The sequence below is a fragment of the Streptomyces sp. N35 genome, from assembly GCF_016464295.1.
Taxonomy (GTDB): domain Bacteria; phylum Actinomycetota; class Actinomycetes; order Streptomycetales; family Streptomycetaceae; genus Streptomyces.
Genome location: NZ_JAEIMH010000095.1, coordinates 1 through 26,195 on the forward strand (window position 1 = coordinate 1; position 26,195 = coordinate 26,195).

Sequence of the window (26,195 nt, forward strand, 5' to 3'; positions counted from 1 at the left end):
GGGGGCGGGGCGCCCCGGGGGGGGGGGGGGGGGGGCGGGGAGCGGGGGCCCCGGGCGGCGGGAACCCGTACCCGCCCGCAGGGGCCGGGGGCTGGCCGGGAGCGCCGGGCTGAGGGAAGCCGTAGCCGGCGGGCTGCGCACCGGACGGTGACGGCACCTCGGACGTCGGCCCGGGCACGGTCGACTGCTGCGGGGCGACCGGCGCGGCGGGGTGCGGAGCCTGCGCAGGCCAGGCCGGCGGCTGCGTACTCTCCGGACCGGCGGCCGGGACGGGCCACTGCCGAGCGGACGCCGGCGCCTGCGGCTGCCCCTCGGCGGCGGCCGGCCGGGTCGCGGGCGGGGGCGGCGGCAGCCCCTCTCCGGCGGAAGCGGCCGGCCAGACCGGCGCGGCAGGCTGCGGCTCGGGAGTCTGAACGGGGACGGCGTCCTGGACGGCGTCTTCGTCAGCGTTTTCGTCAGCGGCGTCGTCTGTCGTGACGGACGGCGCACTGTCCCGTACGTCTGCGACTGCCTCTGCGTCCGCCTCTACGTCGCCGTCGCCGGCCGTCTCCGGAGCATCGGCGCCGCCCTCGACGCGTACCGCATCCTGCGGCACGGAATCCCGGATGTCCCCGTCCATCGCCGCGTCACGCTCCGACGCGGAAGATGCAGCGGACTCAGCGGACTCAGCGGATCCAGCCGACTCAGGGGGCGCAGTGGATGAAGTGGATGAATCGGATACGGAGGAGACGTCAGCGGACGGTGTGGAGCCGGCCGCTTCTCCGGCCTCCTCTTCCCCGCCCGCGCCGGAGCCCGTCCCGGAGCCCGCGCCCGTCCCGGTTTCTGCGCCCGCGCCGGAGCCCGCGCCCGCGCCGGACAGCGAATCCACCGCGGACTGGGCGGCCTCGGCCCGCTCCTCGATCTCCCGCTTCAGTGAAGCGGCGGAGAAGCGCATCGTCGCACCGCTCTCGAGGTCCCCGTTGCCGGCGGACTCGGAATCGGACCCTGCCGCGTCGGCGACAGGTGCGGCCGGAACCTGAGGTTCGGCGGGTGCCGCCGGTACCTGAGGCTCCACAGGCGGCGCGGGAACAGGCGCGGGCTGGAAGCCTCCGCTCTCCGGCAGTCCGGGAACCGCCACCGGATGACCGGCGGGCGGCGGCGGAGGAGCCGCGGCAAATCCACCACTGCCCGGCGAAGGCGCAGACGCCTCACCGGACACACCGCCCGTACCGCCCGCACTGCCGGAACCCGCAGCATTCTGCGTGTACCAGGCAGGAGGCGTGTAGTCGATGGTGAACTCGCCCGTCATCTCGACGGACTCCGCGTCGGACTGATCATCGACGGGTGTGTTCCAGCCCCCGTGGATCCCGTCCCGATCGCTGTTCACAATGCCTCCTGGTGTGGTCGAGCACCCTGCGTGCCGTGGTGGGAGCGACTCGTATCGCCGATACAGCCGCCATCGTCCGATCCCGGCTCTCCCCCTGGGACGCACCCGACCCGCTCACAGGTTCTGATGCGTCTCCGGCCCCCAGCCTAACTATCAAGACCGTCAGTACGGCAGGGCGGACAGCCCACTCTCGTCTGTCCCGTACGTCACGTACTGCCCACGGCCGCCCCCACCACACCCCGCGTCGGCCCTCATACCGGACAACCGGTACCGAATCGCCTCCGCTATACAGCCGCCCGCCTCCGCCGTTACTCACCCCACCCGCACGCCTCTTCGCCGACACTCACCCCACCCGCACGCCCTCTCCGCCGCCGAGGAACAAACGGAACAGATCCACCCGCTCCGAGGAGTGACGGGCGCCACGCCGGGTGGACACTCGCCGCCGGGCCTTCCGCATTGCATACGGAACGTCGCACCCGAGCCCGGACCCTCGGCCGGGCCAGGGCATAGTAGGGGCCGATCGGTCACTCTGTTCGCCAACGAGCACAGACACAACAGCCGCAAAGGCCAGGCCCTTTGAGGCCTCGGGGGAGAGGACACGTATGCCTGCCGCGGAGCCGCCGCAGACGCATCCCGCGACCGTCCGGGAGGACCTCCCGCACGTTCCGGGCGCCTTCGGTCCGCCCCCGTCCGTCTTCACCCAGTCCCAGCTCTCGGCCAGAGCGGGCAGGCGCCGGAGAGCGGTCACGATGGTGGTGGTGCTCTCGCTGCTCGCCGCCGTGGGGGTGGCCGGTGGCGCGTGGATGCTGTGGCCGGGCGGAGGGGACGTCTCCGACAACAAGGCGACGGCCCAGCCGCCGAAGCCGGGCGATGTCGTGCCGCCGGTGGAGAAGACCCCGGAGTCGATCGAGGCACAGCTGACCGCCGACATCGAACCCGGTGACGGTCTTCCGGCAGGGGGCGCGATCGTCCGGGCGCCCGGGGCGTGGGCGACGGAGAAGGTGTTCGCGAAGAGCGACGCCAAGGCGGTGTACGGCTTCTCGGCGAAGGACGGGCTCGACAAGTGGAAGATTCCGCTCCCGGGCGAGATCTGCGCTGCCTCGAAGCACATCACCGTGGACGGGATGACGGCAGTCCTGACGGAGTCCGAGGAGGGGAAGCTCGGTGGCGACCCGGGGGAGCGGGACGGGTGCACCGAACTCGTCGCCTTCGACGTCGACTCCGGGAAGACCCTCTGGCGCAAGCATCTGAAGGAGGCGGAAGGCATACCGCCGTTCGCCGTGGGGCTTACCGTCAGCCAGGGCGTCGTAGCCGTGTCATGGACGGAGGCCTCGGCCGCCTTCGACCTGGCGAGCGGAGAGCAGAACTGGACGAAGAACGCCGCCACCACGTGCAAGGACCAGTCATTCGGGGGCGGCAGCGCTTTGTTGGCGGTCGTCAGCTGCGGGGTGGACGAGAAGATTCTGAAGGTCCAGAAGGTGAACCCGAAAACCGGGAAAGCGCTCTGGACCTACGAGGTCTCGAAGGGCATCTTGGACGCCCGAATCCTCTCGTCGGACCCGCCTCTGGTCGGCATCTCCGCCGGTGACTACGGAGTCACGGACATCGCATCCCTGGGCGGGGACGGGAAGTTGCGGTCGATGATCCGGCTGGGAGGCGACAAGTACTCGGTCGAGTGCGACTCGTTCACGATGGAGCGCTGCAAAGGCTATGCGGCCGGGGGCGATCGCCTCTACGTCATGACAAAGGATGACGGAGGCCTGGAGAAGCCCGCGAACGAGGTCGTCGAATTCGACGTCGCTACCGGAAAAACCACCGGAAAGAATTTCAAGAGCAAGGGATGGGATCCCTTGATACCGGTCAGGATGAGCGGCGGCAAAGTCATTGCGCACCGCGCGAACCAGTCGATCGGTGCGGTCGTCAGTCTTGATCCCGCGACGGGAAAGCAGACGCTGCTGATGGTGCACCCGATCGAGAAGCAGCACGAGAGGCTCGTCGGCGCCGACTCGACCCAGACGCTGTTCGAGCACGGTCACCTCTACTTTGCCGGTGATCAAGTGATCGGCCCCGCGAAGAAGGGCGGGCCATCCGAAACGATTCTGGCCTGCCTCTACGGGGCGATCACATGATCCGGCTGACGTACGGACCTGCCGTGTGAGACACCACAGTGGGGTGGGCACCTCCCGCGCGTGCCCACCCCACTGTCAGTTTCTGAAGCGCTCGCCTACTGGAAGTAGCTGGCAGCCTTCTTGTCGCCGGCCATGTAGTCGCCGCCGGCGAGGGAGACCTGCTGGCCGATCTGCTTGAGCGCATTGTGGATCGTCGTGGCACGCGAATCCCACTTGGCCTGCAACTGCAGGTATGCCGCGTGGGCTTCGCCTTCCCAGCCTTCGCCGACCTTCTGGACCGCGCGCTGGAGGGCAGAGAGGCACTCTTCCACGCGCCGGGCCTCGTTGCCGAGGTCGGTCGTGGCGCCGTCGAGTGCGCCGTACTTTACGACGAGTTCGTCGGGAACATTCTTTGGCATGGTGAATCCTTCTCCTGATAGAAGACGGGGGCGGACCCGTGGAATCCGCGCGTCAGTACGTTCTCAGAGCCGGTCGAACGCCGACGACCTGCCGGTGTCCTGGGCGGCGAGAGGATCGATCCGGTCGAGCCGCGCGCGGATCTCTTCTTCAGTGGTGGTGGTGTCACCGCTCGTCTGGTGGATCTTGTGCAGCATGTCCGCGAGATCCCGGCCGATTTCGTTGATGACGCCGTTGATCTGGTTCTGCTTGGCGTCGAACGCCCCGGCGCCGATTCCCTGCCACTGCCCTTCCAGGCTGTCCAGGGTGCCGTTCAGGTTCCGCACGGCAACCTGCAGGTTGTCGTACTGGGTGTCCATCTCGGTCACCAGGCTCTTCAGTTCGGCTTTGGATAGCTTGCGTCCGCCAGCCATGTTGTCTCCTTCTCTTGGCTTCCACTGACACGCACGCGCACGTCAGCTATGTGGTGCGCCGCTTTCGCGCTACGGCGATCGCTCCGGCGGCTGCGATGACGATGACCGCACCGCCACCGACGAGCAGGCCGGTCCGGCTGCTCTCGGAGTCCTTGCTCGTCCCTGCAACCTCGACCTTGTCGCCGGACTTGTCCTGCTGTCCCTGTTGCTCCTGCGGCGAAGCGGATGCGGAGGGCTTGGAGGAGGCCTTTGTGTTGAGGGTCTTCTCGTTGGTCAGCGGGTTGATGTCGGGGTCGCCGGGCTTGCCGATGCCCCGGTTGATCGCCGCGTTCGGACGGACGATGCCGTGCCCGAGATACGAGCTGACCGACCCGGCCTTCGTGCCCTTGGCCCGCGCGGCGCTCTCGATCATCACCCGGAGGACCTGGTTGGCGGTCCAGTCGGGGTGGGCGGACCAGATGAGGGCTGCGGAGGCGGAGGCGAGGGCGGTGGCGTTGCTGGTGCCGTCGTCGTCGCAGTAGCTCTTGAACTTGGCGTCGCACCAGCCGGGGATGTCACTTCCCGGTGCGGCGAGATCTACGTCGTCGCCGTGCTGGGAGTAATCGCCGACCTTCCCGTTTCGGTCGACTGCTCCTACGCCCACGACCTCGGGGTAGGCGGCTGGGTATTGCTCCTTGTTGTCCTTCTTGGCGTTGTTACCCACGGCCGCAAAGAACAACTTGCCCTTACTCTGCGCGTACTTGACCGCCTCCCGTTCCTTCGGGTGGAGGTACTCACTGCCGAACGACATGCTGATGATCTGTGCGTCACTGTCGGCCGCAGCGCGGATCGCAGTGACCTCATCGAGGTCGTTGACGCGTTCACCGCCGAGCTTGTCAGCATTGCTGATGCGCATCGGGATGACCTTCGAGCCCGGCGCCAGGCCCTTGACGCTGCCACCAGCACCTGTTCCAGCAATCAGCTCGGCCATCGTGGTCCCATGCCCGCTGTAGTCGTCAGTGGCCTCACCTGCGACATCGGTGGCGTCCAAGCCTTCGAGGACCTGTCCCTTCAGCGAGGGAGTAGCTGCATTGATGCCGGTGTCGATGACAGCCACCTTGATGCCTTCGCCCGTGGCGGCTTTCCAGATCTCCTCCGCGTGCATGGCATCGAGGTACCACTGCCGGGACTGAACATCTACTGCCGCTGCAGGAGCGGACACCCCTCCAACGGCGAGAGCGGCGGCTGCCGTTGAGGCCAGTGCGCCCACTAGCGATCGTCGTTGGAGAAGGTGCTTCTTCACGCCCAAGCCCAGTCCCAAACCGTGCGTCATCCTGACTTCCGAGCCTTTCTCGTACCTAGTCGATCACCGGCGGTACGGCACCGCGCCGCCGGGTCGCCCACGTCTCTTCGTCTTCCGTCAGGTAGTCCGGCCTTGCGGTTGCGGACTGCTCTTCCTCGTCCGGCCGTTGCTGTCCCGGCCTCCTGCCGGCCAGCCCCGCACCGCCCGCGGTGAATGATCCGCCCGCAGGCCTGCCGCCCGGGTTGCTGCCACGAGGCGTACCGACGACCCCGTTGGAGCTGGGAGTGCCGCGCCCGGTGGGGCGCTGCGCATTGCCCACGTTGGACCCGATGACACCGGACTGGCCCGGCCTCGCGGCCGTACCGCGCCCGGCGGCGGGTCCTTCTCCGCCGACGACCGTGCCACGAGGCAGGCGTGACGGCGTGGAGCCCGTGCCCGTGCGCTGGGGTGAGCCGCCCATGATCCCGTTCGGGTTTCCCGCTCGGATACCGCTCGCCCCCGCGCGACCGAGAGGCCCTGTTTGTCCGGTGCCGCCCCCGGGCCTGGTGGCGGGCGTGCCTCCTACGATTCCCGGCCGACCGACAGGATTTGCCCGTCCGGGAGTGGTCTGGCCCGGGCCGACCGAGGTCGGGCGACCCGTGATCCCAGGAGACCGTCCTGTGGTCGGGCCCGTGGTGCTCGTGGTGGGAGCCCGACCGACGGGGCCCGTGGTACGGGAAGTACCGGTTGGAGGCTTCCCGCCCCCCTTGCCCATCTGAACAGGGTTCACAGGGCCGGTTGCGAACGGTGGGACGGGACCGTTGGTCGGTCCGGTGGAGGGGATGGTCGTAGGAGGCGTGGGGCCGGTGGCCGTGGTTGGCGCGGGGGGTGTGGCCACACTGTCGATCTCCATCGACACCTCTTGTCGGGGAGTCGATGCGGCAGTTCCCACCACTTGGGTGGGGCTACTGACACCTTCCACATCTGTCTGACCTACGGATGTGCCTGAGGCAGCGCTGCCGCCCGCCGCGCTACCACTAGCCAAACCGCCCGTTCGGAGGTCCGATCCTGTGGGCCGAGGAACCGCCGCCTGCAACCCCTCCGGAAACCGCGGAGCCTCCTGCCCCGCCAACATCTCCTCGGACACCGCATAGAACGACGCCAGCCGGTTCATCTGAGTGATCGCCTCCTGGCGATCCTCCTCGGCCTTGAGCGCCTTCTGATACTCCTTGTTGTCCGCGACCTGCTCGACAACCTCGAAGTCCTCGGGCCGTTTCTGGACGAATCGATCGTCTCGCGGAGGCCTGGCTCCTCGCACGGACGCGAGGCCCGTGCTCGCCGTCTTCATCTGCGTGCCCGCCGAGTTGGCGAAGGTGCCGATCGACCACGCGTGCTGGGCCAGCGCGCGACCGAAGCGTCGGAACTCCTCCGAGCCCTCGCCCTTCCAGTCGACCTTCGTGACGTACTGGTCGAGCTCCTCGGCCGCCTCGTTCAGCTTGTCCTTGGCCTTGATCAGGGCGTCACCGGCGTGTTCGAGTTCGCTCGGCTTCGCCTGCTCGATCAGGTCGAGCATGTCGTTGAGCTGGTGGTTCTCGAAGTTGGTCTTGCCGAACAGTCCGCCGGGACTGCCGCCGCCACCGAAGGGGAGCAGCTCCTGCATCTTCTGGTAGGCGTCGGAAAACCCATGTACCGCATGGATGTTGGCCGAGCCCTCGGCCTGCTCCGCCTCGTACTTGTTGTTGTACTGCTCGGGCGTGAGCTCCTTCGGCGGCTCCGTGGCAGCCTTGCCGGACTCGGTGGTCGCCTTGCTGTCGGCAGCCGACTTGGGCTGGCTCTCGTCACTCACGTCCGTCACCCCATGTCCGTCGTGTCAGCCGACTTGCCGTGGTTGACCGAACCGTCTTCCTTCGGCTTCGCCGCCGCTTCGGCCCGCTCCCGCTCGGCCTCGACCCGCGTCTGGATCGTGTAGAACCGCTGCCGCAGCTCTTCCTCGAGGTTGTCGTAGCCCACCTCGGACGCACGCACGGCGATCTGCAGCATCTCTATCTGGTCGCCCAGCGAACGGGACAGCTGCACGAGGGAGCGGTGCACGCGGTTGTACTGCTTGTAGAAGCCGTCCGCTTCACCGAACGGCAGATTGGACCCGCTGAAGGCGGCGCGCGTGACGGTCTGCTCGGCCACCTTCGTACTGCCGGCAGCACTGTTCTCGAGCTCGGACAGCAATGCGTCGACCTTGGACTGGAAACGCTTGAGCGCCCCGACGCCCTTCTCCAAGTCGGCCGATCCGGAACCGGATCCGGCCGCCTGTGAGGCGACCCCGCCTCCCACAGCTTCCAGCACGCCGCTCGCCCTCCCCGTTTCCCCGTTTGCACCGCTGGCAAGTCATTGCGATAGCAGCAACGCGAAGATCACCTATCGCAGGATGACCACTCTATCCACTGCCTACGACAGCACCAACTGTCTTCCGCGTCACGTAACTTCCCTTACCGGCCACCTGAAGCGCCCACCCCGCCGGTCATGATCCGGCACGTCCGATTTGCCCATGCGCGGGCATCGCTCCCGTAACAGGAATGCGAAGAAATCGCGAAGAGAGCGAAGCGGCCGTTACGTTCCACTGCTCGAGACGCGCTGCGCCCGGCGGCGGGAATCCCGATACGCGACCGCACCACCCGAAACACCAGCCACCAGCACCACGCCGCCGATCAGTACATACGTGGCGAGGCGGGCATTGCGTTCGTCTGGGGTCTCGCCCATCGCCAACTCGCCCGGCTCGGGCGCCTCCGCCGCCGAAACACCCTCATGGGGGACCGGTGACTCCAGCGGTCTGTCGTCCTCCGTAAGGGCACGCACCGGGTCGACGACTCCCCAGCCGACGAGGCGGTCATGGCCGGCGATGGAGCGTTCCGCGGTCTGCTCGATCTGGGCCACGATCTGGTGCGCCTTCCAGTCGCCGTGCTTCTCCTTGAGCAGGGCGGCGACCGCAGCCACGTAAGGCGCGGAGAAACTCGTGCCGTTGTCCGCGCAGTGCCCGCCGGCGGGCACGGTGGAGACCATGTCGACGCCCGGTGCCGCGACGCCCACGAACTCGCCGGACTGCGAGAACTGCGCCCGCTCGTTGTTGCGGTCGGACGACGCCACCGCGAGGACGCCGTCGAAGGCGGCCGGGTACGTCTCCTTGACGTTGCCGCCGAGACCGTCGTTCCCGGCCGACGCGACGACCACGACGTCCTTGCTCAGGGCGTAGTCCACGGCCTTCTTGAGCTCCGAGTCGCCGGCGATCGGATTGACCGTGTCCTGGGAGATGTTGATGACGTCCGCGCGGGCCGAGACGGCGTAGCGGATCGCCGTGGCAAGGGTTCCCGAATTGCCGTTGCCCGCCGCGTCGTTGTGCTGGATCGGAATGATCGTCGCGCCCGGCGCGAGCCCCACGAAGCCCGTGCCCTTGGCCGGCCGCGCCGCGATGATGCCCGCCACCTTGGTGCCGTGCCCGACGACGTCGGTGGTGCCGCGCTCGTTGCCGCGTTCGAGCTTGTTGCCCTGCTCGTCCTTGGCGTCCTTGGGGATGAAGTTACGCCCGGCCCGTACGTCGACAGCGGACTTGAGCTGTTCGTTCTTGACGTCCACGCCCGTGTCGATCACCGCCACACGTACGCCCTTGCCGGTCGCTTCCTTCCACAACTGGTCGAGGAGTACGCGCTGCAGTGACCAGGGCCGGCCCTTGAACTTCGCGCCGCCGAACGTGCACTGCCCCGTGGTGTCCGCCGCCGCACCCGTCACCGGAAGCACGGGAAGCACCGTGAGGCCTACGCAGGTGAGGGCCGTGGCGGCGGCATGTGCCGACAGCCGCCTGATCGCATACGTCATGACCGCCCCGCCCTACGAGCCCTGCGGCTGCCGCGCCGCACCCGCCGAGAGCCGGGGCCCGGTCGGCAGGAAGGTCGACCACGCCGCGGGCACGGGCGTGGGGTCGACGCTCTCGTAACCGAGGCGGGTCTGCGCGTCCTGCTGCTGCGCCTGTTGCTCCTGCTTGTCCTTCTCGGAGCCGGACTCACCGATACCCGCGTCGTCGGTGGCGGTGTCGCCGTTGGCCTGCATCGTGTAGCGCAGCCCGGTGTCGGTGACCAGGAACATCGGACCCGACTTCACATCCGTGCCCATGATCTGCCGGAACAGCAGCCCCGTACCCGGCGTGACATAGGCACTGCTGCCGCCGCTGGACAGCGGCATGGGGAAGGAGTCGCCCGCCCAAGTGCTCTGTGTCGTCCTGCCGGTGTCCCGGTCCACGCCGCGCAGCACACTGCAGACGGTGTCGCGGCTGCCCGGTTCGTTGACCGGGTCGGGCGCTTCGGACGGCCACTTCAGGTCGCCGCCGAACTGGGCACCGGGCTCGCTGCCGATCTCGCCGACACTCACGGGCTTCGGCTTGCCGCCCTGGCCCACGACCGCCATGTCCTCGCTGTTGAGCAGCACCTTGGCCATGAAGTCGGACACCGGCGCGAGCCGGTCCTTCAGCACCACGTACTGCTTCTGCTCGGAAGCCTCTTCGGTCTGCAGGACCATGCCCACCTTGTAGTTCCCGGGCACGTCGGAGGCCGCTCCGGGGGTGTCGGGGAAGGAGGGCGTACGCACCGGGCTTCCCTTGCCCAGCGTCGCCAGCCACTCGTCGGACACGCGCTGCGGAGTGCCGCCGCTGCCGACGAGCGTCTGCATCAGCACGCGGTCGGCCTTGTCCACCTCATACGCGACGCCCTTGGCGTCCACCACGTAGCGGACCTGGTCCGGGCCCTCCACGTACAGGAGTTGACCGCCCCTGAGGCGCTGCTTGCCGTCCGTCCTGGCCTGCTCGCGCTCGGCCAGCACGAAGGCCGCCTTCTCGATGGTGCGACCGCCCGCACCCGGCCGCTCGCACACCGCCCACCGCTTGGCCTGGCCGGCGTCCTCCGGTTCGGGCAGGCGGTCCGGCGCGTACGGGATCCCGATCGTCGGCCCGTGGTGCAGCTTGCTCTTGTCGAGGAGATCCTCTTTGACCGTGACGACCTTGCCGTTGCCGGACTTCAGCAGGAGCTTGGCGGAGGCCATGTTGAGGACGGGGTGCAGCTGCACCTTGTCGCCGGTCTTCAAGACCACATAGCGCGTCGTCGACTTGTCGGCGACGATCACGTTCTCCCCGGGCGTATCCCACCCCTTGGGCGCCACCGGCTTGAACATTCCCCAGGCCCCGAACACCGCCAGCACCACGACTCCGACGATCGCGCCCGGCATCACCGCACGCAGCGGTTTCGGTGCGCCTTCCTCGGTGCCCGACGGGTTGGGCTGCAGGAACTGCGCCACAAGCCTCCGCTTCGCGAAGGTGTAGGCGTTAAGTTCGTCCCGCCGTGATGCCATTTGCTCTGTGCCCCTCTCCCCGTCGGGCGACCAGGGTCCCACATGCGACCCAGGAGCTCACTGTCGTACCGGCCCCCTACTATGCCTGTAGGCGGTCGCCTGCATGAGCCCAGGTAGTGCCGGGGCAGGGCTTCGCCGGGGCTCGGGTAGGGTGAGCGCCCGTCCCAACAGGCAAGCGAACTGCGGCAAATACGGACACAAGGGGGGCAACGCGGCGATGAGTACTGCGACGCGCGACCGCACCGGAAGCGGCACCGCGAACGCCTCCGCTTCTTCCCGTAGGCAACGGAGCAATCAGCCGCCCGTACGCCCCACGGCCCCCGCCGCGAAGACGCAGTTGCGTCCGCGTTCGCGAACGGGCCGGCTCGGACCCTTCCAGCTGCGTCAGCTCGTCCTGGTCGAGGCGGCGCTCGCCGTCGCCGCCGTGGGTGCGGTGCTCGGCGGACTGTGGCTGATCCCGGCGGTCGCGCTCGCCGCCGTTCTCGTCCTGCTCGCGGTGATACGGCGACGGGGGCACGCGGTCCAGGACTGGGCCTCGACCGTCTCGGCGTTCCGCGCCCGCCGCCGCCTCGCCGCCGAACCGGTCCTGCCGGGCGTCGACCCCCAGCTCGCGCCGACGGTGGAATGCGTCCCTGGCCTGGCCCCGCACACCTATGTCGACCGCGATCGCCGCACCGTGGGCATGATCGGCGACGGCACCTTCCTGACCGCGGTCGTACGGGTGGAAGCCGGCGGAGAGGCCCTGCGCCCCGCGTTCGGCGCGCGCGCCCTGCCGCTCACCCTCCTCGCGGACGCCCTCGAAGTCGACGACATCGTCCTGGAATCGGCCCAGTTGGTGCAGCAGGTCCGCTCCGCGCCGGCCCCGCACCTGCCGCAGCAGTCGGTCGCGCGCCTGTCGTACGCACCGCTTCAGCAGCAGACCGGCGCACCGGCCCTGCGTATGACCTGGGTCGCCCTGAAGCTCGACCCGGAGCTGTGCGCCGAGGCCGTCGCGGCCCGCGGCGGCGGCATCGAGGGCGCGCAGCGCTGCCTGGTGCGCGCCGCGGACCACATCGCGAGCCGCATCACGGGCGCGGGCTTTCGTACGGCGGTCCTCGACCAGGACGAGCTCAACGCCGCGCTGGCCACTTCGGCCTGCGCCAACCCGATGCTCGCGGCCCGTGCCACCCGTCCGGACACGGCGCCGCAGCGCCGTACGGCCGAGACCGCTCGCGTCTGGCGCTGCGACGACCGCTGGCACACCACGTACGCGGTCGGCCGCTGGCCCGAACTCGGCCGTGCCGCAACCCCGTTGCCGCGCCTGGTCTCGCTCCTGACCTCGATTCCGGCGTACGCGACGACCTTCAGCCTGACCGTGCGGCGAGGCGACCACCGGCAGTCCATGACGGTGAACGGGCATGTCCGCATCACGGGCGGCTCGGACAACGACCTGGTCAATGTGCGCCGTTCACTCGAAGGTGCGGCGCGCTCCGCCAAGGTCGGTCTCGTACGCCTCGACCGCGAGCAAGTCCCCGGAGTCCTCGCCACGTTGCCCCTGGGAGGCGCCCGATGAGCTCGTCCTTGACCGTGCCCGGACGTCTGCGCGGCCTCCTGGGCCCCCGTCACCCGGGCCACGCGATGCCGCTGGACGACCTCGGCGCCCTGACCCTCCCCGTCGGCGACGACGGCGTGGTCATCGGCGACGACTCCGAGGGCCGCCCCCAGATGATCGGCTTCCACCGGCCCATCCCGTACGAGGTGCTGCTGATCGGCGGTCTGTGGACCGCCCAGGTCCTGGCGCTGCGCGCGGCGGGCACGGGCGCGCGCGTGGCCGTCGAAACCGGCCGCGCCCAAGCCTGGACCACGCTGGCCCAAGCCGCCGGCGCCGGCCTGGAGTGCATGACCTTGCACGGTGTCGGCCGGGTGCCGCCCATGGGCGCGACAGTCGGCAGCCCGGTCCTGGTCGTCCGCGACTGCGGTATGCGCCCGCCGCGCGGCCGTGTCGTCGCATCCCCGTGGCAGTCGGTCCTGACCCTGCTCCCTTACATGAGCCCGGTCGCCCCCCGCCTGATGCGGAACTCGGCCCTGGTGGGCATCCAGCGCGTCTCTCCCGGCGAAGCCGAACAGATCGGCAAGATCCTGAGCCTGAGCGCCGCGGAGATCGAAGCCCTCCCGACCCTGGCCGACGGCGTCACGCTCTGGTGCGCCGGCGCGGACCGCCAGTGGGTCATGACGATGGGCACGGACGCGGAGTCGGGCCTGCTCGGCGTGGCCCGCCGAATCGACTGAACTTTCCCTCAACTCGCCCGGCACACAGGACCGACGGGGCACCATGACCCGTGTCACGAACACTTCACCCGAAGGGGAGACGGGCATGGGCACCCAGCAGGAGAAGGACGAGCTGTACGCACGCGACATCTCGAACGTCGAGTGGCTCAGCCCTCCGGGCACGGAGGGTGCGGCCGAGCGAGTCGAGATCGCCTACCTCCCGGGCGGCGGCGTCGCCATGCGCTCCTCGGTGGACCCGGGCACGGTGCTCCGGTATACGGAGGCGGAGTGGCGGGCTTTTGTTCTGGGGGCGCGGGACGGGGAGTTCGACCTCACGTAGCGGAAGCGCTGCCGAGTTTCGCAGGTAGATCGCAACGGGCCTGTTTGTGGGCGTAGTTGCTCGCTGCGATGGCCAGCTTGCGTAGATCCGACCGATCCTCGGCGCTCGGACTCTCCATCGGGTTCGTCAAGCGAACCTTTACGCTTAGGTTGTACTGGCCGCCTGGGATTTTCTTGTCCGAGACACAGGGGACAAAGATGGCTGCCGCAAGTGGGGACTGGAAAGCCGCTTGCCCAGCAGAGAACTTGGTGGTTGATCCGCTGGGGAAATCATACTCCTTGATGCTGTCGATCCAGGACGCGGAGGACTCGGTCATCATTAGCTCCGCTCTCGCGCTGAGCAGCAGCTTCCCGTCGCCCTCCACGAAACAGCTCGACGCGTAGGAGCCGTAATCGGTGCGAGAGCTTATGGGGCCGTCCATCAACGAGTAGCTCTCGCTGTCGGGGAGGATGGAGTTGAGCGCTGCTGCGGCTTCCTCTCCCGGCCCCAGATGTTTGCAGACATCGCCAGCAGACACTGTGCCCCGGTGTTCAAACGGAGGCCAGCCGCTCACGTAGGCGGCGCCCGTGATCAAGGCCACCGAGGTCGCTAGGCCAGCGGCAATATAGGACTTCTTCACTGTTTTCCTGTTCCTCTTACCCAAGTTCCTGCGGGCGCGACTCGCCGTCGATGTGATCCGTGATATTTGTCCGGGCGTTGGTGAATCCGCGCTCGGCCGCCGCCGCTACCTCGACCGAAATCGCAGGGTTCGGGCTTCCGGATGCTTTTCCTGCGGCGTTCACCTCGACTTCTAGGAGCTTGTACGTCGACGCATGCGTCGCATCCCACGATTTTCCGTTCTGGTAAATGACCTCACCGGTGCTGTCCTTCTTCGCGCCATCGGTGATGGAGCTGATGATTTCACCGGCAGCGGTATTGGCCGCATCGGCTGCGACGATCGCTCCAGGACCTGCCGTGGGTGCTACCAGGAGGCCGATACCAGTACCGGCGAGCGCGCCTCCCCAGGTGCTTGCAGAGTCGAGCGCCTTGTTGTACTCGGCGTCTGATTCCGCCGCTTGGTCTTCGGCTTCAAATGCGCGCCCACCGCCAATAATGCCTTGGATCTCCCCGGCGGTTTCACCTACGCGAATCGATGCAGTGAGTCCCTTGTCGCCGCTGAGGAGTGCGTCCGGGTTCTCGGCATGATAGTGAAGGACATTGCTTGTGTAGTTATGCTGGCCGAGATTGACCGCCGCGTACCCCTCAGGGTTGCGCCCCAGTGCGTAGAGAAGCTTGGTGGTGTCCCCCTCGCTCAACTTCGCAACTTCACCGTTCGCGGGAAAGATTGCCTCTTTGTGGTCGATCGTAGGAGTGAGGGCGCGATTGATGTCGGGCATGTATTCGGCGGTGATTTTACCGAAGCTATCCGACAGGTATCCGTGATCGAGTAGGCGATTCTGGTCCTTGCCCACGGACTGCACGATGTCTTGGAAGAGGGCAGCTTGCTGAGTGGAGTGCGCAACTGTGTCGGGGCTCGGCAATGTGCCGGCGGGATGACCCGTGGTCGCAGCCTCTAGAGCGTGGCCCAAGGCGTTTTTGCCCGCGACGCTTTTCTCGCCCGTGGAGTCGTAATCCAGAGGCCAGTCTCTCTCTTCGAAGAGGTACTGGAAGTTGGTGAGCGCAACCTTACCTTTGTAGGTGTTCTCGTCATCCGTGTCCCGAAGGAACTCGTGATCCTCGTCCTTCGATACGAACTCCCCGTTGAAGAAATCGGTGGCCGCATCAGGGCTGTTGGACAGTGCCTTCATGAAGCCGGTGAACGGGTCTCCTCCGGAGTCGGTCCCTGTGTGGTTCAGCAGGGGGTCGATACCTGTCTGCTGCCACATCGTCGCTCCGTGACGGCCGTTGTCCGTCAACTTCTTCTCGGTTTCGACGAGTTCGGAACCGTACCGCGTCAAGAACGCATCGTCGTAGTCGCCCCAACGCATCAGGTTGCTCATCACCTGGAATCCCAGCGGGCCGTGCTGCCCGACGGGCTGGCCGCCCAGCTGCGTCATCTTGTACGTCCAGTCGCGCATCTCCGGCGTATCCGCCTGAGTCGCGGATGCGAGGGTGAGGCTCAGGTTCTTCTGCAGCTCATCGAACTGGTCCTTCTTGTCGCGCAGTTCATAAGCGGGCCCTTGGCCATTGATCCCGGCCCAGAACTCCAACGTCCCCTTGGGGCCGAGCTTCTCGGCGAAGCGCTCCGAGAACAGCGGGTCGCCGGCGTGAGCTTTGAGTCCCGCGTTCAGGGCATCGAAGTCCTTGGCCGTCAGATCCTCCGGCTTCTTCCTCGCCAGCGCCGACAGCCGCTCCGCCTCCTTCAGGGCGTCCGCAGCAGAGTCCCGGTCCTTGTACTTGGCATCGGAGAACCCGTACTCGCTCAAGTCCGCCAACGCCCTCAGAACCTTGGCCGCCGAACCGTCCGACTCCGTGGCCTGCTCTAGGATCCCCTGGATCTCCTTGACGATCGCGTCGACCACGGCCTTCGCATCCGATGGTTCGGGGTCCGCGTTCATCTGCGCCTTGAAGCCCCCACCACCAGTGGCGGTCACGGAAACCTTCTTCTCACCGGCCCGGTCCACCGCATCGTTGAGCTTCTTCTTGAAGTCCTTCAGCTCGTCCCGCGTGTCCTGAAGGATCTTCCAGATGCTCTCCGCCTGCGTGTGCGCGTCACCGAACTCGCCGGCCGTCTTGCCGACGAACTCGCGGCTGACCGTGGCGCTCTCGCCCTTCCAGTTGGCTTTGCGGGAGTCCTTCAGAAGGCCGTCGTTCGCGTCCTTCTCCAGGTCCTTGAGGTTGCGGACCATCGTCGACCAGTCGGTCACCGCATCGTCGAGCAGCTTGAAGTTCGCCTGGCGGAGGTCGTCGAAGTTCATCAGTTGTCCGCCTTGTTGTTCTTGCCGGGAGCTGCCCAATTCTCGTCGAAGCCGGCGTCGAGCGTGGCGATGGCGCTCATGTTGCGCCGGATGTAGTCGTCGTCCTGGCGGGTCTGGTTCTTGGTGATGGCCAAGTGGTTGTTGATGTGGGCGCAAGCGTCCATGAGGGAGCGGAGTTGGTTCTCCCAGCGGTTGGAGACGTGCTGCAGCGCCGCCCCCAGGGCGAAACCCTGCGAAGTCAGGTCACTGGCTGCCTTGTCACTACTGGGGACGGCGACCCGTGCTTCCTTCCACAACCGGTCGTAGAGCTTGTGCGCGCTGTCGCCGATCTTCGCCAGGTCCTGCTGACCGACGACGAGGTCGCCGAAGGAGGACCCGTCCGGGCCCGGTGGCGGGTCGTCCAGCCGATTCAGCTGCATCTGCCCGCCGCCCTGCCGCTCCACAGCCTCCGACTTCAGCTGCTCCCACTCATCCCACGCCATCAGGCGCACTCCCTTCCCCCGTCGACGCCATCAGGAATGACGGATTCCAGATCAACCTATGGAGCGGGCTGAGCCGCAGGCAAGCCCTCGTGGCCTCACCCACGCCTACGAGGCCCACTCGCCCACGCCTACGAAGCCCGCTCACCCACGCCTACGAAGCCCGCTCACCCACGCCGACGAGACTCACTCACCCACAAACCCCGTCTGCACCAACGGATTCCCCCGCCGCCGCGACACGAAGACGCCCCGTCCCGCAGGCATCGGCCGCGGCCGTACGCCGCCGAAGAGGTCGCCCTCGTTCGGGTCGCCGGAGAGGACCACGCCCTGGGCGCCCAGCTCCATGATTCGCTGCATGAAGGGCTCGTACGAGGCCCGGCCGGCCCCCGCCGTATTGCGGGCGATGATGAAGCGGATGCCCACGTCCCGGGCGAACGGCAGCTGTTCCGTCAGCTTCGCCAGGGGGTTGCCCGACGATGTCGACACCAGGTCGAAGTCGTCGACGACCACGAAGACCTCCGGGCCCGACCACCAACTGCGGTCCCGCAGCTGCTGTGCCGTGACCTCCGGGGACGGGGCACGGCGCTGCATCAGGTCCGCGAGGGCGTCCACGTGGTGGTCCATGGCGTTCGACATCGGGACGTACTCGGCCAGGTGCGAGGGCGGAGTGACATCGAGCAGCGCACGCCGGTTGTCGATGACGAAGAACTTCGCCGCGTTCCCGTCGTACCGCTGCGAGATCTGCGAGATCAGCAGCCGCAGCAGGTTCGACTTGCCCGATTCGCTCTCGCCGAAGATCAGGAAGAACGGATCGCGGTCGAAGTCGACGAAGACCGGTTCCAGGTTGTTCTCGTCGAGCGCGAAGGCCACTCCGAGCTCGGGGCGCGCCCCGCCCGCAGGCAGTTCCGCGGCCGGGAGCGAGCGGGGGAGGAGCCGGACCGCGGGGGCACCCGGCACCGTCCAGTGCCTGGCCACCTCCTGCTGCATCGCCGTCGTCGCCTCCGACAGATCACTGTCCGAGTTGATGCCGTCGATCCGCGGGACCGCCGCCATGAAGTGCAGCTTCTCTGGGGTCATGCCTCGGCCGGGTACGCCGGCCGGGACGTTCACCGCGACCTTGCGGTCGAGTTCGGAGTCCATGGTGTCGCCGAGCCGCAGCTCGAGGCGGTTCATCAGGTGGTCCTTGAGGCTGGACCTGACCTCCATCGAGCGCGAGGCGGTCAGTACGACATGGATGCCGTAGCCCAGACCACGCGCCGCGATCTCCACGACGAGCGGGTCGAGATTCTCGTACTCGGAGCGGAAGTTGCCCCACCCGTCGATGACCAGGAAGACATCGCCCCACGGCTGGTCCGTGAACGAGATCTCGCCGCGTGCCCGCATCCGCCGGAAGGTCGCGATCGAGTCGATCCCCGCCGTACGGAAGTACTCCTCGCGCCGCGCCAGGATCCCGTAGACCTCGGCCACCGTGCGCCGTACCCGCTCGGGGTCCAGACGGGAGGCGACCCCGCCCACATGGGGAAGACCCGCGATCGACGACATACCGCCGCCACCGAAGTCGAGGCCGTAGAACTGCACTTCATGCGGCGTGTGCGTCAGCGCGAAGGCCGAGATCAGCGTGCGCAGCAGCGTCGACTTTCCGGACTGCGGACCGCCCACGATCTGCATATGGCCGGCCGCACCCGAGAAGTCCCGGTACAGCGTGTCCCGCCGCTGCTCGAACGGTTTGTCCACGACACCGAGCGGAACGACGAGCCGGCCCGCCCCCTCGTAGCCGGGCACGGTCAGCCCGCGGCCCTCGACCGAAGTGAGCCCGGGCAGCACCTCGTCCATGGACGGCGGATTGTCCAGCGGCGGCAGCCACACCTGGTGCGCCGCGACGCCCCGGCCCTCGAGCCGCCGCACGATCACATCGAGGACGGTGTCGGCGAGCGCGTCGTCCGAGGAGTCCGCCCCGGACCGCGCCTCCGGCACCAGCGAAGCCGGATCGGGCGCCCGGTACTGCACGGGCACGGGAGCCGCCGTGAACGGGACCGGACGCCGGTCCACCGGCAGCGGACCGCCCGCGACCACCTGCGCCGCACCGTCGCGATACGTACCGGAGACGTACGCCGCCTTGAAGCGCACCATCTCGTCCGTACCGAACTTGAGGTAACCCGAGCCGGGCACGTTCGGCAGCGTGTACGCGTCCGGCACACCGATCGCGGCCCGCGACTCCGCCGCCGAGAAGGTCCGCAGACCCACCCGGTACGACAGATAGGTCTCGAGCCCCCGCAGCCGGCCCTCCTCCAGGCGCTGCGAGGCGAGCAGCAGATGGACGCCGAGCGAGCGCCCGATACGTCCGATCTGCACGAACATCTCGATGAAGTCCGGCTTCGCCGTCAACAGTTCGCTGAACTCGTCGATCACCAGGACGAGTGACGGGATCGGCTGCAGCGGCGCACCGGCCGCGCGTGCCTTCTCGTAGTCGTGGATGTTCGCGTAGTTGCCGGCGTCGCGGAGCATCTCCTGGCGGCGGTTGAGCTCACCGCGGATGGAGTCGCCCATGCGGTCGACGAGGGTCAGATCGTCCGCGAGGTTGGTGATCACCGCTGCCACATGCGGCATTTGGGACATGCCGGCGAAGGTCGCGCCACCCTTGAAGTCCGCGAGGACGAAGTTCAGGGTCTCGGACGAGTGCGTGACCGCAAGGCCCAATACGAGCGTACGGAGCAGCTCCGACTTACCCGAACCGGTCGCGCCGACGCACAGACCGTGCGGGCCCATGCCCTCCTGCGCGGCCTCCTTGAGGTCGAGCATGACGGGCGTCCCGTCCTCGCCCACACCGATCGGCACCCGCAGCCGCTCGGCCTGCGCCCGGGGCCGCCAGGTGCGCGAGACGTCGACCGAGGCCGCGTCGCCGAGGTTCAGCAGATCGGTGAACTCCAGGTTGGCGAGCAGCGGTTCGTCGTCGTCACCGCCGGAGGCCATCCGCAGCGGAGCGAGCTGGCGGGCGAGCGCCTCCGCGGCCTCGTACGAGAGCCGGTCCGGCGTTCCTTCGTAGACGAGGCCGTGGCCGGACTCGAGCTGCAGCCGCTCGCGGTCCACCGTGACGGAGAGCCCGCCGCGCGCGCCGTGATGCTCGCCGGGCACGACCTCGATGACCGTGACGCCCTGCAGTCCCTCGGGCGCTGCCAGCGGTGAAAGGGGCGGCAGCCCCTCGCCGTCGAGGACGACGACCAGATGCGGCTGGTCGAGCAGGGGAGCGCCGTTGACCTGGAAGCGCGGACGGCCGTCGAGCCGGCCGGCAAGCAACTCCTCCAGTTCCGAGGCCTCCGTGGTGATCATGCGGCGGCTGCCCGCCCCGTCCGGCGCACCTCCGGACTGCACATGCGGCAGCCACTTCGTCCACTCCCAGTGCGCGGCCGCGTCACGGCGCGCGGCGACCGCGATCAGCAGGTCGTCGGGGGAGTGCAGGGAGGCCAGCGAGCCGACGAGCGCGCGTACGGATCCGCGTACCGCATCCGCCTCACCACTGACCGTCACGTGGTAGAAGGCGCGCAGCGACACCGCCATCGGCAGCTCGTCCAGGGTGCTGTGCGTGTGCAGGAACTGCTGCATCGCACCCGCCGTCAGCGGCTCCAGCTCGTCGACCGGCGCCGTCTCGGGGGCGATCAGCGGGGTCGCGAGCTGCTGGGCACCGAGTCCGATGCGGACCTGGCCGAAGTCGGCGTCGCCCACGCGGCGTTCCCACACCCGGCTGCCCTCGGCGACAAGCGCCCACAGCTGCTCGGGAGCGGGGTGCAGATAGAACTGCGCGTCGCGCTGAAGGTGGGCCGTGCGCTGGACGGTGCGCCGCGTCTGCGCGAGATAGCGGAGGTAATCACGGCGCATGTCGGCCAGTTGCCCCTGCGTACCGCGACGGTAACGAACCAGCATCGCGATCGCCATGGCGATCGTGGACGCGATCATCACCATGCCCATGATCCGCATGATCGGATTCGGCGTCATGAAGAAGAAGACGACAGATCCGCCCATACCGAGCATCGGCAGGAGCTGCATCAGCGCACCCTCCTGCTGACCGCGCGGCAGCTCCGGAGGGGGCTGCAACTGCACCTGCTCACCAGGCACTTCGGTGGGCAGAGCGCGCGGTGGGCGCTTGACGACGATCTGGCTCACAGCTCACCAATTCCCTTGCCGGACGGAAATGTTCCTATCGGCGCCCCCGTGGCGACAAGGCCCGTCCGCGGGGGGTGATCCTACTTGCGTACCACGGGACGCACGGGCGGTAGGGTGTCGCGAGATACGGATGAGGTAAGCACCACGGAACGTCTTCCGGCAGTACGCAGCCGCGAACCAGCGCAAAATTCAGGGGCTTTACGGAACCTGCTGCGAAGGTCCGCATCCGCGCCGCTTGCCGGACACCTCACGAACTTCACGAGACGTCCACGCACCGGGCCGGACCCTGTGTCACGCGCCTCGCCGGACTTCACGTACAAGACAACGAGCTTCACGTACAAGGCACCGAGCTTCACGTGCAAGGCACCGAGCTTCACGCAGACGAGAACGAGCTTCACGCATACGAGGGGGAGCAGCAGTGAGTACGACCGTCCAAGCGCCGGCCTCGGGCGCGGCGGCCCGGCCCGGCCCCGGGACGCCGGCCGCCGGCGGCACCCGCTTCTGCCGTGGCACGGTCGTGGCCCCCGACAGCCGCGTCGACGTCGCCCTGCCCGATGACATCCCGGTCGCCGATCTCTACCCCGAGATCCTCCGGCTCTCCGGGCAGAGCCCGGCGCCCGGCGCCCCTGTCGGCTACCACCTGGTGCGCCGCGACGGCACGGTCCTCGACAGCGCGGGCTCGCTCGCGACCCAGCGCATCCTCGACGGCGAACTGCTCTCGCTGCGCCCCTTCGCCGACTCGCTGCCGCCGGCCGTCTTCGACGACGTCTCGGACGCGGTCGCCTCGGCCGTCGCCAAGGACCGCACGCTGTGGTCCGACGGCCTGATGCGCGGCGCCGGCCTCTTCGGCGGCTCGGTGCTCCTCGTCCTGCTCGCCTTCGTGCTGTGGACCTCCGGCATGGGCCACGACATGCACGGCCTGCCGGGGATCCTGGCCGCCGTCGCGGGCGTCCTGCTGCTTGCTCTGTCGTGCGTACGGGCCCGTGTGTACGACGACCGTGCCTCCGCGGTCGCCTTCGGCGTCGGTGCGCTGGCCAACGCCGCGGTCGCCGGTTCCGGACTGCTGCCCCCGGCCACCGGCCAGGGCGTCGGCAAGCTCCAGTTCCTGCTCGCCTGCGCGGCCGTCCTGCTCTTCTCCGTGATCCTGATGATCGTGACGCCGAGCGGCGACGGCCCCTTCGTGGCCTTCGTCTTCGCCTCCACGATCGGCCTCCTGATCACCTTCGTGGCGATCCTCACCGAGATCGAGCCGATCGAGGCCGCCGCGGCCTGCGCCCCGCTCGCCGTCGGCGTCCTCGCCTTCCTGCCCGGCCTCTCGGCCCGCTTCGCCCGGCTGCCCATCGGCTTCGAGCCGCCCCGTACGACGGTCGGCGACTACGGCAACGGCGACGACCGCACCCCCCAGGGCCCCGTCGACGGCGAGCGCATCGCGGCCCAGGCGCGGCGCGGCCACGAACTGCTCGTGGGCCTGGTCGGCGGCTGCGCGCTCGTCGCCGTGACCGCGGCCGGCGTGCTCGGCTTCTCGGACAACGTCTGGGGCCAGCTGCTCGCCTTCGCCACCGGCGTCGCGCTCCTGATGCGCGCCCACCTCTTCCGCTACACCGCCCAGGTCGGCTGCGCGCTCGCCGCGGGCCTCGCCGCCCTGGTGCTGCTCGGCCTCGGGCTCGCCCTGAACCCGCCGCTCGAGCTGTGGAAGGACGCGCTGCGCGGCGACGGTCTGGCGCTGGACATCCGCATGATCTGGCTCACGGCCGCGATCGCGCTCTGTGCCGCCCTGATCACGGCGATCGGCCTGATCGTGCCCAGCAAGGGCGTCACCCCGTTCTGGGGCCGTTTCCTGGAGATCGCCGAGTCCATGGTGCTGCTCACGCTGCTCCCGCTGTGCCTGGCGGTCTTCGACGTGTACCACTCGATCCGGGCGCTCACGTCCTGAATCGGGCGCTCACGTCCGGAATCCGGCCGCTGACGCCCTGATCCGCACCGAACTGCGGTAAGGCGCGCCACGCCCGGCTGGTACTCTGTGTAACGGCCGTTTGTGTACGCGCCTCCGGACAGCCCGCAAGGGATCTGGGAGCAGCGCCCATCGGTCCTCCGCCTCCGAGTCACGGAAGCTCCCCTGAGATCAAGACCAGGGGCACTCGTGGGCGCATCGAACACTCAAGAGGAGTACGCGTGCCGCTCGACGCCGCTACGAAGAAGCAGATCATGACCGACTTCGCTCAGAAGGAAGGCGACACCGGCTCCCCCGAGGTCCAGGTCGCCATGCTTTCGCGTCGTATCTCGGACCTGACCGAGCACCTCAAGACCCACAAGCACGACCACCACTCCCGTCGTGGTCTGCTGATCCTGGTCGGCCAGCGTCGCCGCCTCCTGCAGTACCTGGCCAAGAAGGACATCCAGCGCTTCCGCGCGCTGGTCGACCGCCTCGGCATCCGCCGCGGTGCGGCCGGCGGCGCCAAGTAAGACGTCACAAAGGGAGCGGTTCCCACTCTAAGGGGGCCGCTCCCTTTGCTGTACGTGCGCAGTGACACCGAGGCTTTGTAGTCTGGTGAGCGCAACGCAACCGAAAAAGCATCACCCAGCACCACTCTCATAGGAGAGGCGCCCCACAGCCGCCGGTCCTCGGTAGTGGCCCCCGGGGCCTCGTGAGCCTCACAGCAGGCGAGCAGGCAACCCCGGGTGCTTCGATCGAAGACCGGCCCGCATCCGAGGCGCGCTTCTCCGCCCGGTCCACCGCCACACGGCGGTCCGGACACCAGTCCCCCGCCATACGGGCGGTCCAGGACTAAAGACGCATACGTACGCAGACGAACGCGTACGACGAACGTAGGAGAAACCGCTAGTGGAGAACGAGACCCACTACGCCGAGGCCGTCATCGACAACGGCACCTTCGGCACCCGCACCATCCGCTTCGAGACGGGCCGCCTGGCCAAGCAGGCCGCCGGCTCCGCCGTCGCGTACCTGGACGACGACACCATGGTGCTGTCGGCCACCACCGCTTCCAAGCGGCCCAAGGACCAGCTCGACTTCTTCCCCCTCACGGTGGACGTCGAGGAGCGCCAGTACGCGGCCGGAAAGATCCCCGGATCCTTCTTCCGCCGCGAGGGCCGCCCCTCCGAGGACGCGATCCTCACCTGCCGTCTGATCGACCGGCCGCTGCGTCCTTCCTTCAAGAAGGGCCTGCGCAACGAGATCCAGATCGTCGAGACGATCATGGCGCTCAACCCCGACCACCTGTACGACGTGGTCGCGATCAACGCCGCCTCCTGCTCCACGATCCTGGCGGGCCTGCCCTTCTCCGGCCCGATCGGCGCCACCCGCGTCGCCCTGATCAAGGGCCAGTGGGTCGCGTTCCCGACGCACACCGAGCTCGAGGACGCCGTCTTCGACATGGTGGTCGCCGGTCGCGTCCTGGAGGACGGCGACGTCGCGATCATGATGGTCGAGGCCGAGGCCACCGAGAAGACCATCGAGCTCGTCAAGGGCGGCGCCCAGGCGCCGACCGAGGAGATCGTGGCCGCCGGCCTCGAGGCCGCGAAGCCCTTCATCAAGGTCCTCTGCAAGGCCCAGGCCGAGCTCGCGTCCAAGGCTGCCAAGCCGACCGGCGAGTTCCCGGTCTTCCTTGACTACCAGGACGACGTCCTGGAGGCCCTGACCGCGGCCGTCTCCACCGAGCTGGCGCAGGCGCTGACCATCGCCGGCAAGCAGGAGCGCGAGACCGAGCTCGACCGCATCAAGGAGATCGCCTCCGAGAAGCTGCTCCCGCAGTTCGAGGGCCGCGAGAAGGAGATCTCCGGTGCGTACCGCGCGCTGACCAAGAAGCTGGTCCGCGAGCGCATCATCAAGGACAAGGTCCGCATCGACGGCCGTGGCCTGACCGACATCCGTACGCTCGCGGCCGAGGTCGAGGCCATCCCGCGCGTGCACGGCTCGGCGCTGTTCGAGCGTGGCGAGACCCAGATCCTGGGCGTCACCACCCTGAACATGCTCCGGATGGAGCAGCAGCTGGACACCCTTTCCCCGGTGACCCGCAAGCGCTACATGCACAACTACAACTTCCCGCCCTACTCGGTCGGCGAGACCGGCCGCGTCGGTTCGCCGAAGCGCCGCGAGATCGGCCACGGCGCTCTCGCCGAGCGCGCCATCGTGCCGGTGCTGCCGACGCGCGAGGAGTTCCCCTACGCGATCCGTCAGGTGTCCGAGGCCCTCGGCTCCAACGGTTCGACGTCCATGGGCTCGGTCTGCGCCTCCACCATGTCGCTCCTGAACGCCGGTGTGCCGCTCAAGGCCGCCGTCGCCGGTATCGCCATGGGTCTGATCTCCCAGGAGATCGACGGCGACACGCACTACGTCGCCCTCACCGACATCCTCGGTGCGGAGGACGCCTTCGGCGACATGGACTTCAAGGTCGCCGGCACCAAGGAGTTCGTGACCGCGCTCCAGCTCGACACCAAGCTCGACGGCATCCCCGCCTCGGTCCTGGCCGCCGCGCTGAAGCAGGCCCGCGACGCGCGTCTGCACATCCTCGACGTGATGAACGAGGCGATCGACGTTCCGGACGAGATGTCCCCGAACGCGCCGCGCATCATCACGGTCAAGATCCCGGTGGACAAGATCGGTGAGGTCATCGGCCCCAAGGGCAAGATGATCAACCAGATCCAGGAGGACACCGGCGCCGACATCACGATCGAGGACGACGGCACCATCTACATCGGTGCCCAGCAGGGTTCGCAGGCCGAGGCCGCCCGCGCCACGATCAACGGCATCGCCAACCCGACCATGCCGGAGGTCGGCGAGCGCTACCTGGGCACCGTCGTGAAGACGACGACCTTCGGTGCGTTCGTGTCCCTGCTCCCGGGCAAGGACGGCCTGCTGCACATCTCGCAGATCCGCAAGCTCGCCGGTGGCAAGCGCGTGGAGAACGTCGAGGACGTGCTCGGTGTGGGCGCCAAGGTCCAGGTCGAGATCGCCGAGATCGACTCCCGCGGCAAGCTCTCCCTGATCCCCGTCATCGAGGGTGAAGAGGGCGGCGACGACAACGCTGCTGACAAGAAGGACGACGCCGACAAGTGACGTCCCGTAGCACCGCGGCGACGGCCCGTACCTCCTCGGAGGTGCGGGCC

Annotated in this window: 19 protein-coding genes; 7 read left to right on the forward strand and 12 right to left on the reverse strand. The window is 68.2% G+C overall.

All coding sequences use genetic code 11. The features are described 5' to 3' along the window. Nucleotides 1–1,366, reverse strand: a 1,366-nt coding sequence (locus JAO81_RS43505; RefSeq protein ID WP_307814055.1) for an SCO5717 family growth-regulating ATPase, incomplete at its 3' end; no start/stop codon positions are given. 758 nt (nt 1,367–2,124) lie between these two features. Here JAO81_RS43505 and JAO81_RS35395 point away from each other — a divergent pair. Further along, entirely contained in the window at nt 2,125–3,495 is a 1,371-nt protein-coding gene (locus tag JAO81_RS35395) for a PQQ-binding-like beta-propeller repeat protein (RefSeq protein ID WP_199552094.1), read from the forward strand. Between the two features lie 95 nt (nt 3,496–3,590). Here the strand turns inward: JAO81_RS35395 and JAO81_RS35400 are convergent, their stop codons facing one another. The 7 genes from JAO81_RS35400 to eccB all read right to left on the reverse strand — a co-directional run bounded on the left by JAO81_RS35400 (nt 3,591) and on the right by eccB (nt 10,950). Then, the gene (locus JAO81_RS35400) at nt 3,591–3,893 is read right to left on the reverse strand and encodes a WXG100 family type VII secretion target (protein WP_199552095.1); all 303 of its coding nucleotides are present in this window, start codon (nt 3,891–3,893) and stop codon (nt 3,591–3,593) included. Between the two features lie 63 nt (nt 3,894–3,956). Beyond that, nucleotides 3,957–4,304: a WXG100 family type VII secretion target gene (locus JAO81_RS35405; RefSeq protein ID WP_199552096.1), complete on the reverse strand. Its 348-nt coding sequence runs from the start codon at nt 4,302–4,304 to the stop codon at nt 3,957–3,959. A gap of 46 nt (nt 4,305–4,350) precedes the next feature. Next, entirely contained in the window at nt 4,351–5,448 is a 1,098-nt protein-coding gene (locus JAO81_RS35410) for a S8 family serine peptidase (protein ID WP_233416375.1), read from the reverse strand. Nucleotides 5,449–5,641: 193 nt separating this feature from the next. Then, on the reverse strand, nt 5,642–7,411 hold the full coding sequence (locus JAO81_RS35415) for a hypothetical protein (RefSeq protein ID WP_199552098.1): 1,770 nt from the start codon (nt 7,409–7,411) through the stop codon (nt 5,642–5,644). A gap of 5 nt (nt 7,412–7,416) precedes the next feature. After that, complete coding sequence (locus JAO81_RS35420; RefSeq protein WP_307814057.1) at nt 7,417–7,905, reverse strand: hypothetical protein; 489 nt, start codon at nt 7,903–7,905, stop codon at nt 7,417–7,419. A gap of 264 nt (nt 7,906–8,169) precedes the next feature. Further along, on the reverse strand, nt 8,170–9,429 hold the full coding sequence (gene mycP, locus JAO81_RS35425; RefSeq protein WP_199552099.1) for a type VII secretion-associated serine protease mycosin: 1,260 nt from the start codon (nt 9,427–9,429) through the stop codon (nt 8,170–8,172). A 12-nt stretch (nt 9,430–9,441) separates the two neighbouring features. After that, nucleotides 9,442–10,950, reverse strand: a complete 1,509-nt coding sequence (gene eccB, locus JAO81_RS35430) for a type VII secretion protein EccB (protein WP_199552100.1) — start codon at nt 10,948–10,950, stop codon at nt 9,442–9,444. A gap of 217 nt (nt 10,951–11,167) precedes the next feature. On the opposite strand from eccB, the gene eccE reads away from it, so the two are divergent. The 3 genes from eccE (at nt 11,168) to JAO81_RS35445 (ending at nt 13,537) form a co-directional block, all read left to right on the forward strand. Next, entirely contained in the window at nt 11,168–12,502 is a 1,335-nt protein-coding gene (eccE, locus tag JAO81_RS35435) for a type VII secretion protein EccE (RefSeq protein WP_199552101.1), read from the forward strand. Further along, nucleotides 12,499–13,218 carry a hypothetical protein gene (locus JAO81_RS35440; protein WP_165333504.1) on the forward strand — a complete coding sequence of 240 codons (720 nt, stop codon included), beginning with the start codon at nt 12,499–12,501 and terminating at the stop codon, nt 13,216–13,218. The genes eccE and JAO81_RS35440 overlap by 4 nt, the downstream gene beginning before the upstream one ends. An 85-nt stretch (nt 13,219–13,303) precedes the next feature. After that, the gene (locus JAO81_RS35445) at nt 13,304–13,537 is read left to right on the forward strand and encodes a DUF397 domain-containing protein (RefSeq protein WP_199552102.1); all 234 of its coding nucleotides are present in this window, start codon (nt 13,304–13,306) and stop codon (nt 13,535–13,537) included. Here the strand turns inward: JAO81_RS35445 and JAO81_RS35450 are convergent. The 4 genes from JAO81_RS35450 to eccCa all read right to left on the reverse strand — a co-directional run bounded on the left by JAO81_RS35450 (nt 13,530) and on the right by eccCa (nt 21,071). Continuing rightward, nucleotides 13,530–14,156 carry a hypothetical protein gene (locus tag JAO81_RS35450; RefSeq protein ID WP_199552103.1) on the reverse strand — a complete coding sequence of 209 codons (627 nt, stop codon included), beginning with the start codon at nt 14,154–14,156 and terminating at the stop codon, nt 13,530–13,532. The two genes, JAO81_RS35445 and JAO81_RS35450, sit on opposite strands and share 8 nt — an antisense overlap. A gap of 16 nt (nt 14,157–14,172) precedes the next feature. Beyond that, nucleotides 14,173–16,434, reverse strand: a complete 2,262-nt coding sequence (locus JAO81_RS35455; protein ID WP_199552104.1) for a DUF6571 family protein — start codon at nt 16,432–16,434, stop codon at nt 14,173–14,175. Then, the gene (locus JAO81_RS35460) at nt 16,434–16,916 is read right to left on the reverse strand and encodes a hypothetical protein (RefSeq protein ID WP_199552105.1); all 483 of its coding nucleotides are present in this window, start codon (nt 16,914–16,916) and stop codon (nt 16,434–16,436) included. The genes JAO81_RS35455 and JAO81_RS35460 overlap by 1 nt, the downstream gene beginning before the upstream one ends. Nucleotides 16,917–17,099: 183 nt before the next feature. Then, complete coding sequence (gene eccCa / locus JAO81_RS35465) at nt 17,100–21,071, reverse strand: type VII secretion protein EccCa (RefSeq protein ID WP_199552106.1); 3,972 nt, start codon at nt 21,069–21,071, stop codon at nt 17,100–17,102. Between the two features lie 418 nt (nt 21,072–21,489). On the opposite strand from eccCa, the gene eccD reads away from it, so the two are divergent. The 3 genes from eccD to JAO81_RS35480 all read left to right on the forward strand — a co-directional run bounded on the left by eccD (nt 21,490) and on the right by JAO81_RS35480 (nt 26,145). After that, nucleotides 21,490–23,004 (forward strand): type VII secretion integral membrane protein EccD, encoded by a 1,515-nt coding sequence (eccD, locus tag JAO81_RS35470; protein WP_199552107.1) that lies wholly within the window; start codon nt 21,490–21,492, stop codon nt 23,002–23,004. Between the two features lie 239 nt (nt 23,005–23,243). Continuing rightward, nucleotides 23,244–23,534: a 30S ribosomal protein S15 gene (gene rpsO, locus JAO81_RS35475; RefSeq protein WP_199552108.1), complete on the forward strand. Its 291-nt coding sequence runs from the start codon at nt 23,244–23,246 to the stop codon at nt 23,532–23,534. 379 nt (nt 23,535–23,913) lie between these two features. Further along, on the forward strand, nt 23,914–26,145 hold the full coding sequence (locus JAO81_RS35480) for a polyribonucleotide nucleotidyltransferase (RefSeq protein ID WP_199552109.1): 2,232 nt from the start codon (nt 23,914–23,916) through the stop codon (nt 26,143–26,145). Nucleotides 26,146–26,195: the final 50 nt, after the last annotated feature.

Bases quoted from the DNA above. Each gene is read 5' to 3' on its own strand.
- JAO81_RS35400 (WP_199552095.1), bottom strand. From the start codon at position 3,893: ATGCCAAAGAATGTTCCCGACGAACTCGTCGTAAAGTACGGCGCACTC.
- JAO81_RS35405 (WP_199552096.1), bottom strand. From the start codon at position 4,304: ATGGCTGGCGGACGCAAGCTATCCAAAGCCGAACTGAAGAGCCTGGTG.
- JAO81_RS35410 (WP_233416375.1), bottom strand. From the start codon at position 5,448: ATGCACGCGGAGGAGATCTGGAAAGCCGCCACGGGCGAAGGCATCAAG.
- mycP (WP_199552099.1), bottom strand. From the start codon at position 9,429: ATGACGTATGCGATCAGGCGGCTGTCGGCACATGCCGCCGCCACGGCC.
- eccB (WP_199552100.1), bottom strand. From the start codon at position 10,950: ATGGCATCACGGCGGGACGAACTTAACGCCTACACCTTCGCGAAGCGG.
- eccE (WP_199552101.1), top strand. From the start codon at position 11,168: ATGAGTACTGCGACGCGCGACCGCACCGGAAGCGGCACCGCGAACGCC.
- JAO81_RS35440 (WP_165333504.1), top strand. From the start codon at position 12,499: ATGAGCTCGTCCTTGACCGTGCCCGGACGTCTGCGCGGCCTCCTGGGC.
- JAO81_RS35445 (WP_199552102.1), top strand. From the start codon at position 13,304: ATGGGCACCCAGCAGGAGAAGGACGAGCTGTACGCACGCGACATCTCG.
- JAO81_RS35455 (WP_199552104.1), bottom strand. From the start codon at position 16,434: ATGAACTTCGACGACCTCCGCCAGGCGAACTTCAAGCTGCTCGACGAT.
- JAO81_RS35460 (WP_199552105.1), bottom strand. From the start codon at position 16,916: ATGGCGTGGGATGAGTGGGAGCAGCTGAAGTCGGAGGCTGTGGAGCGG.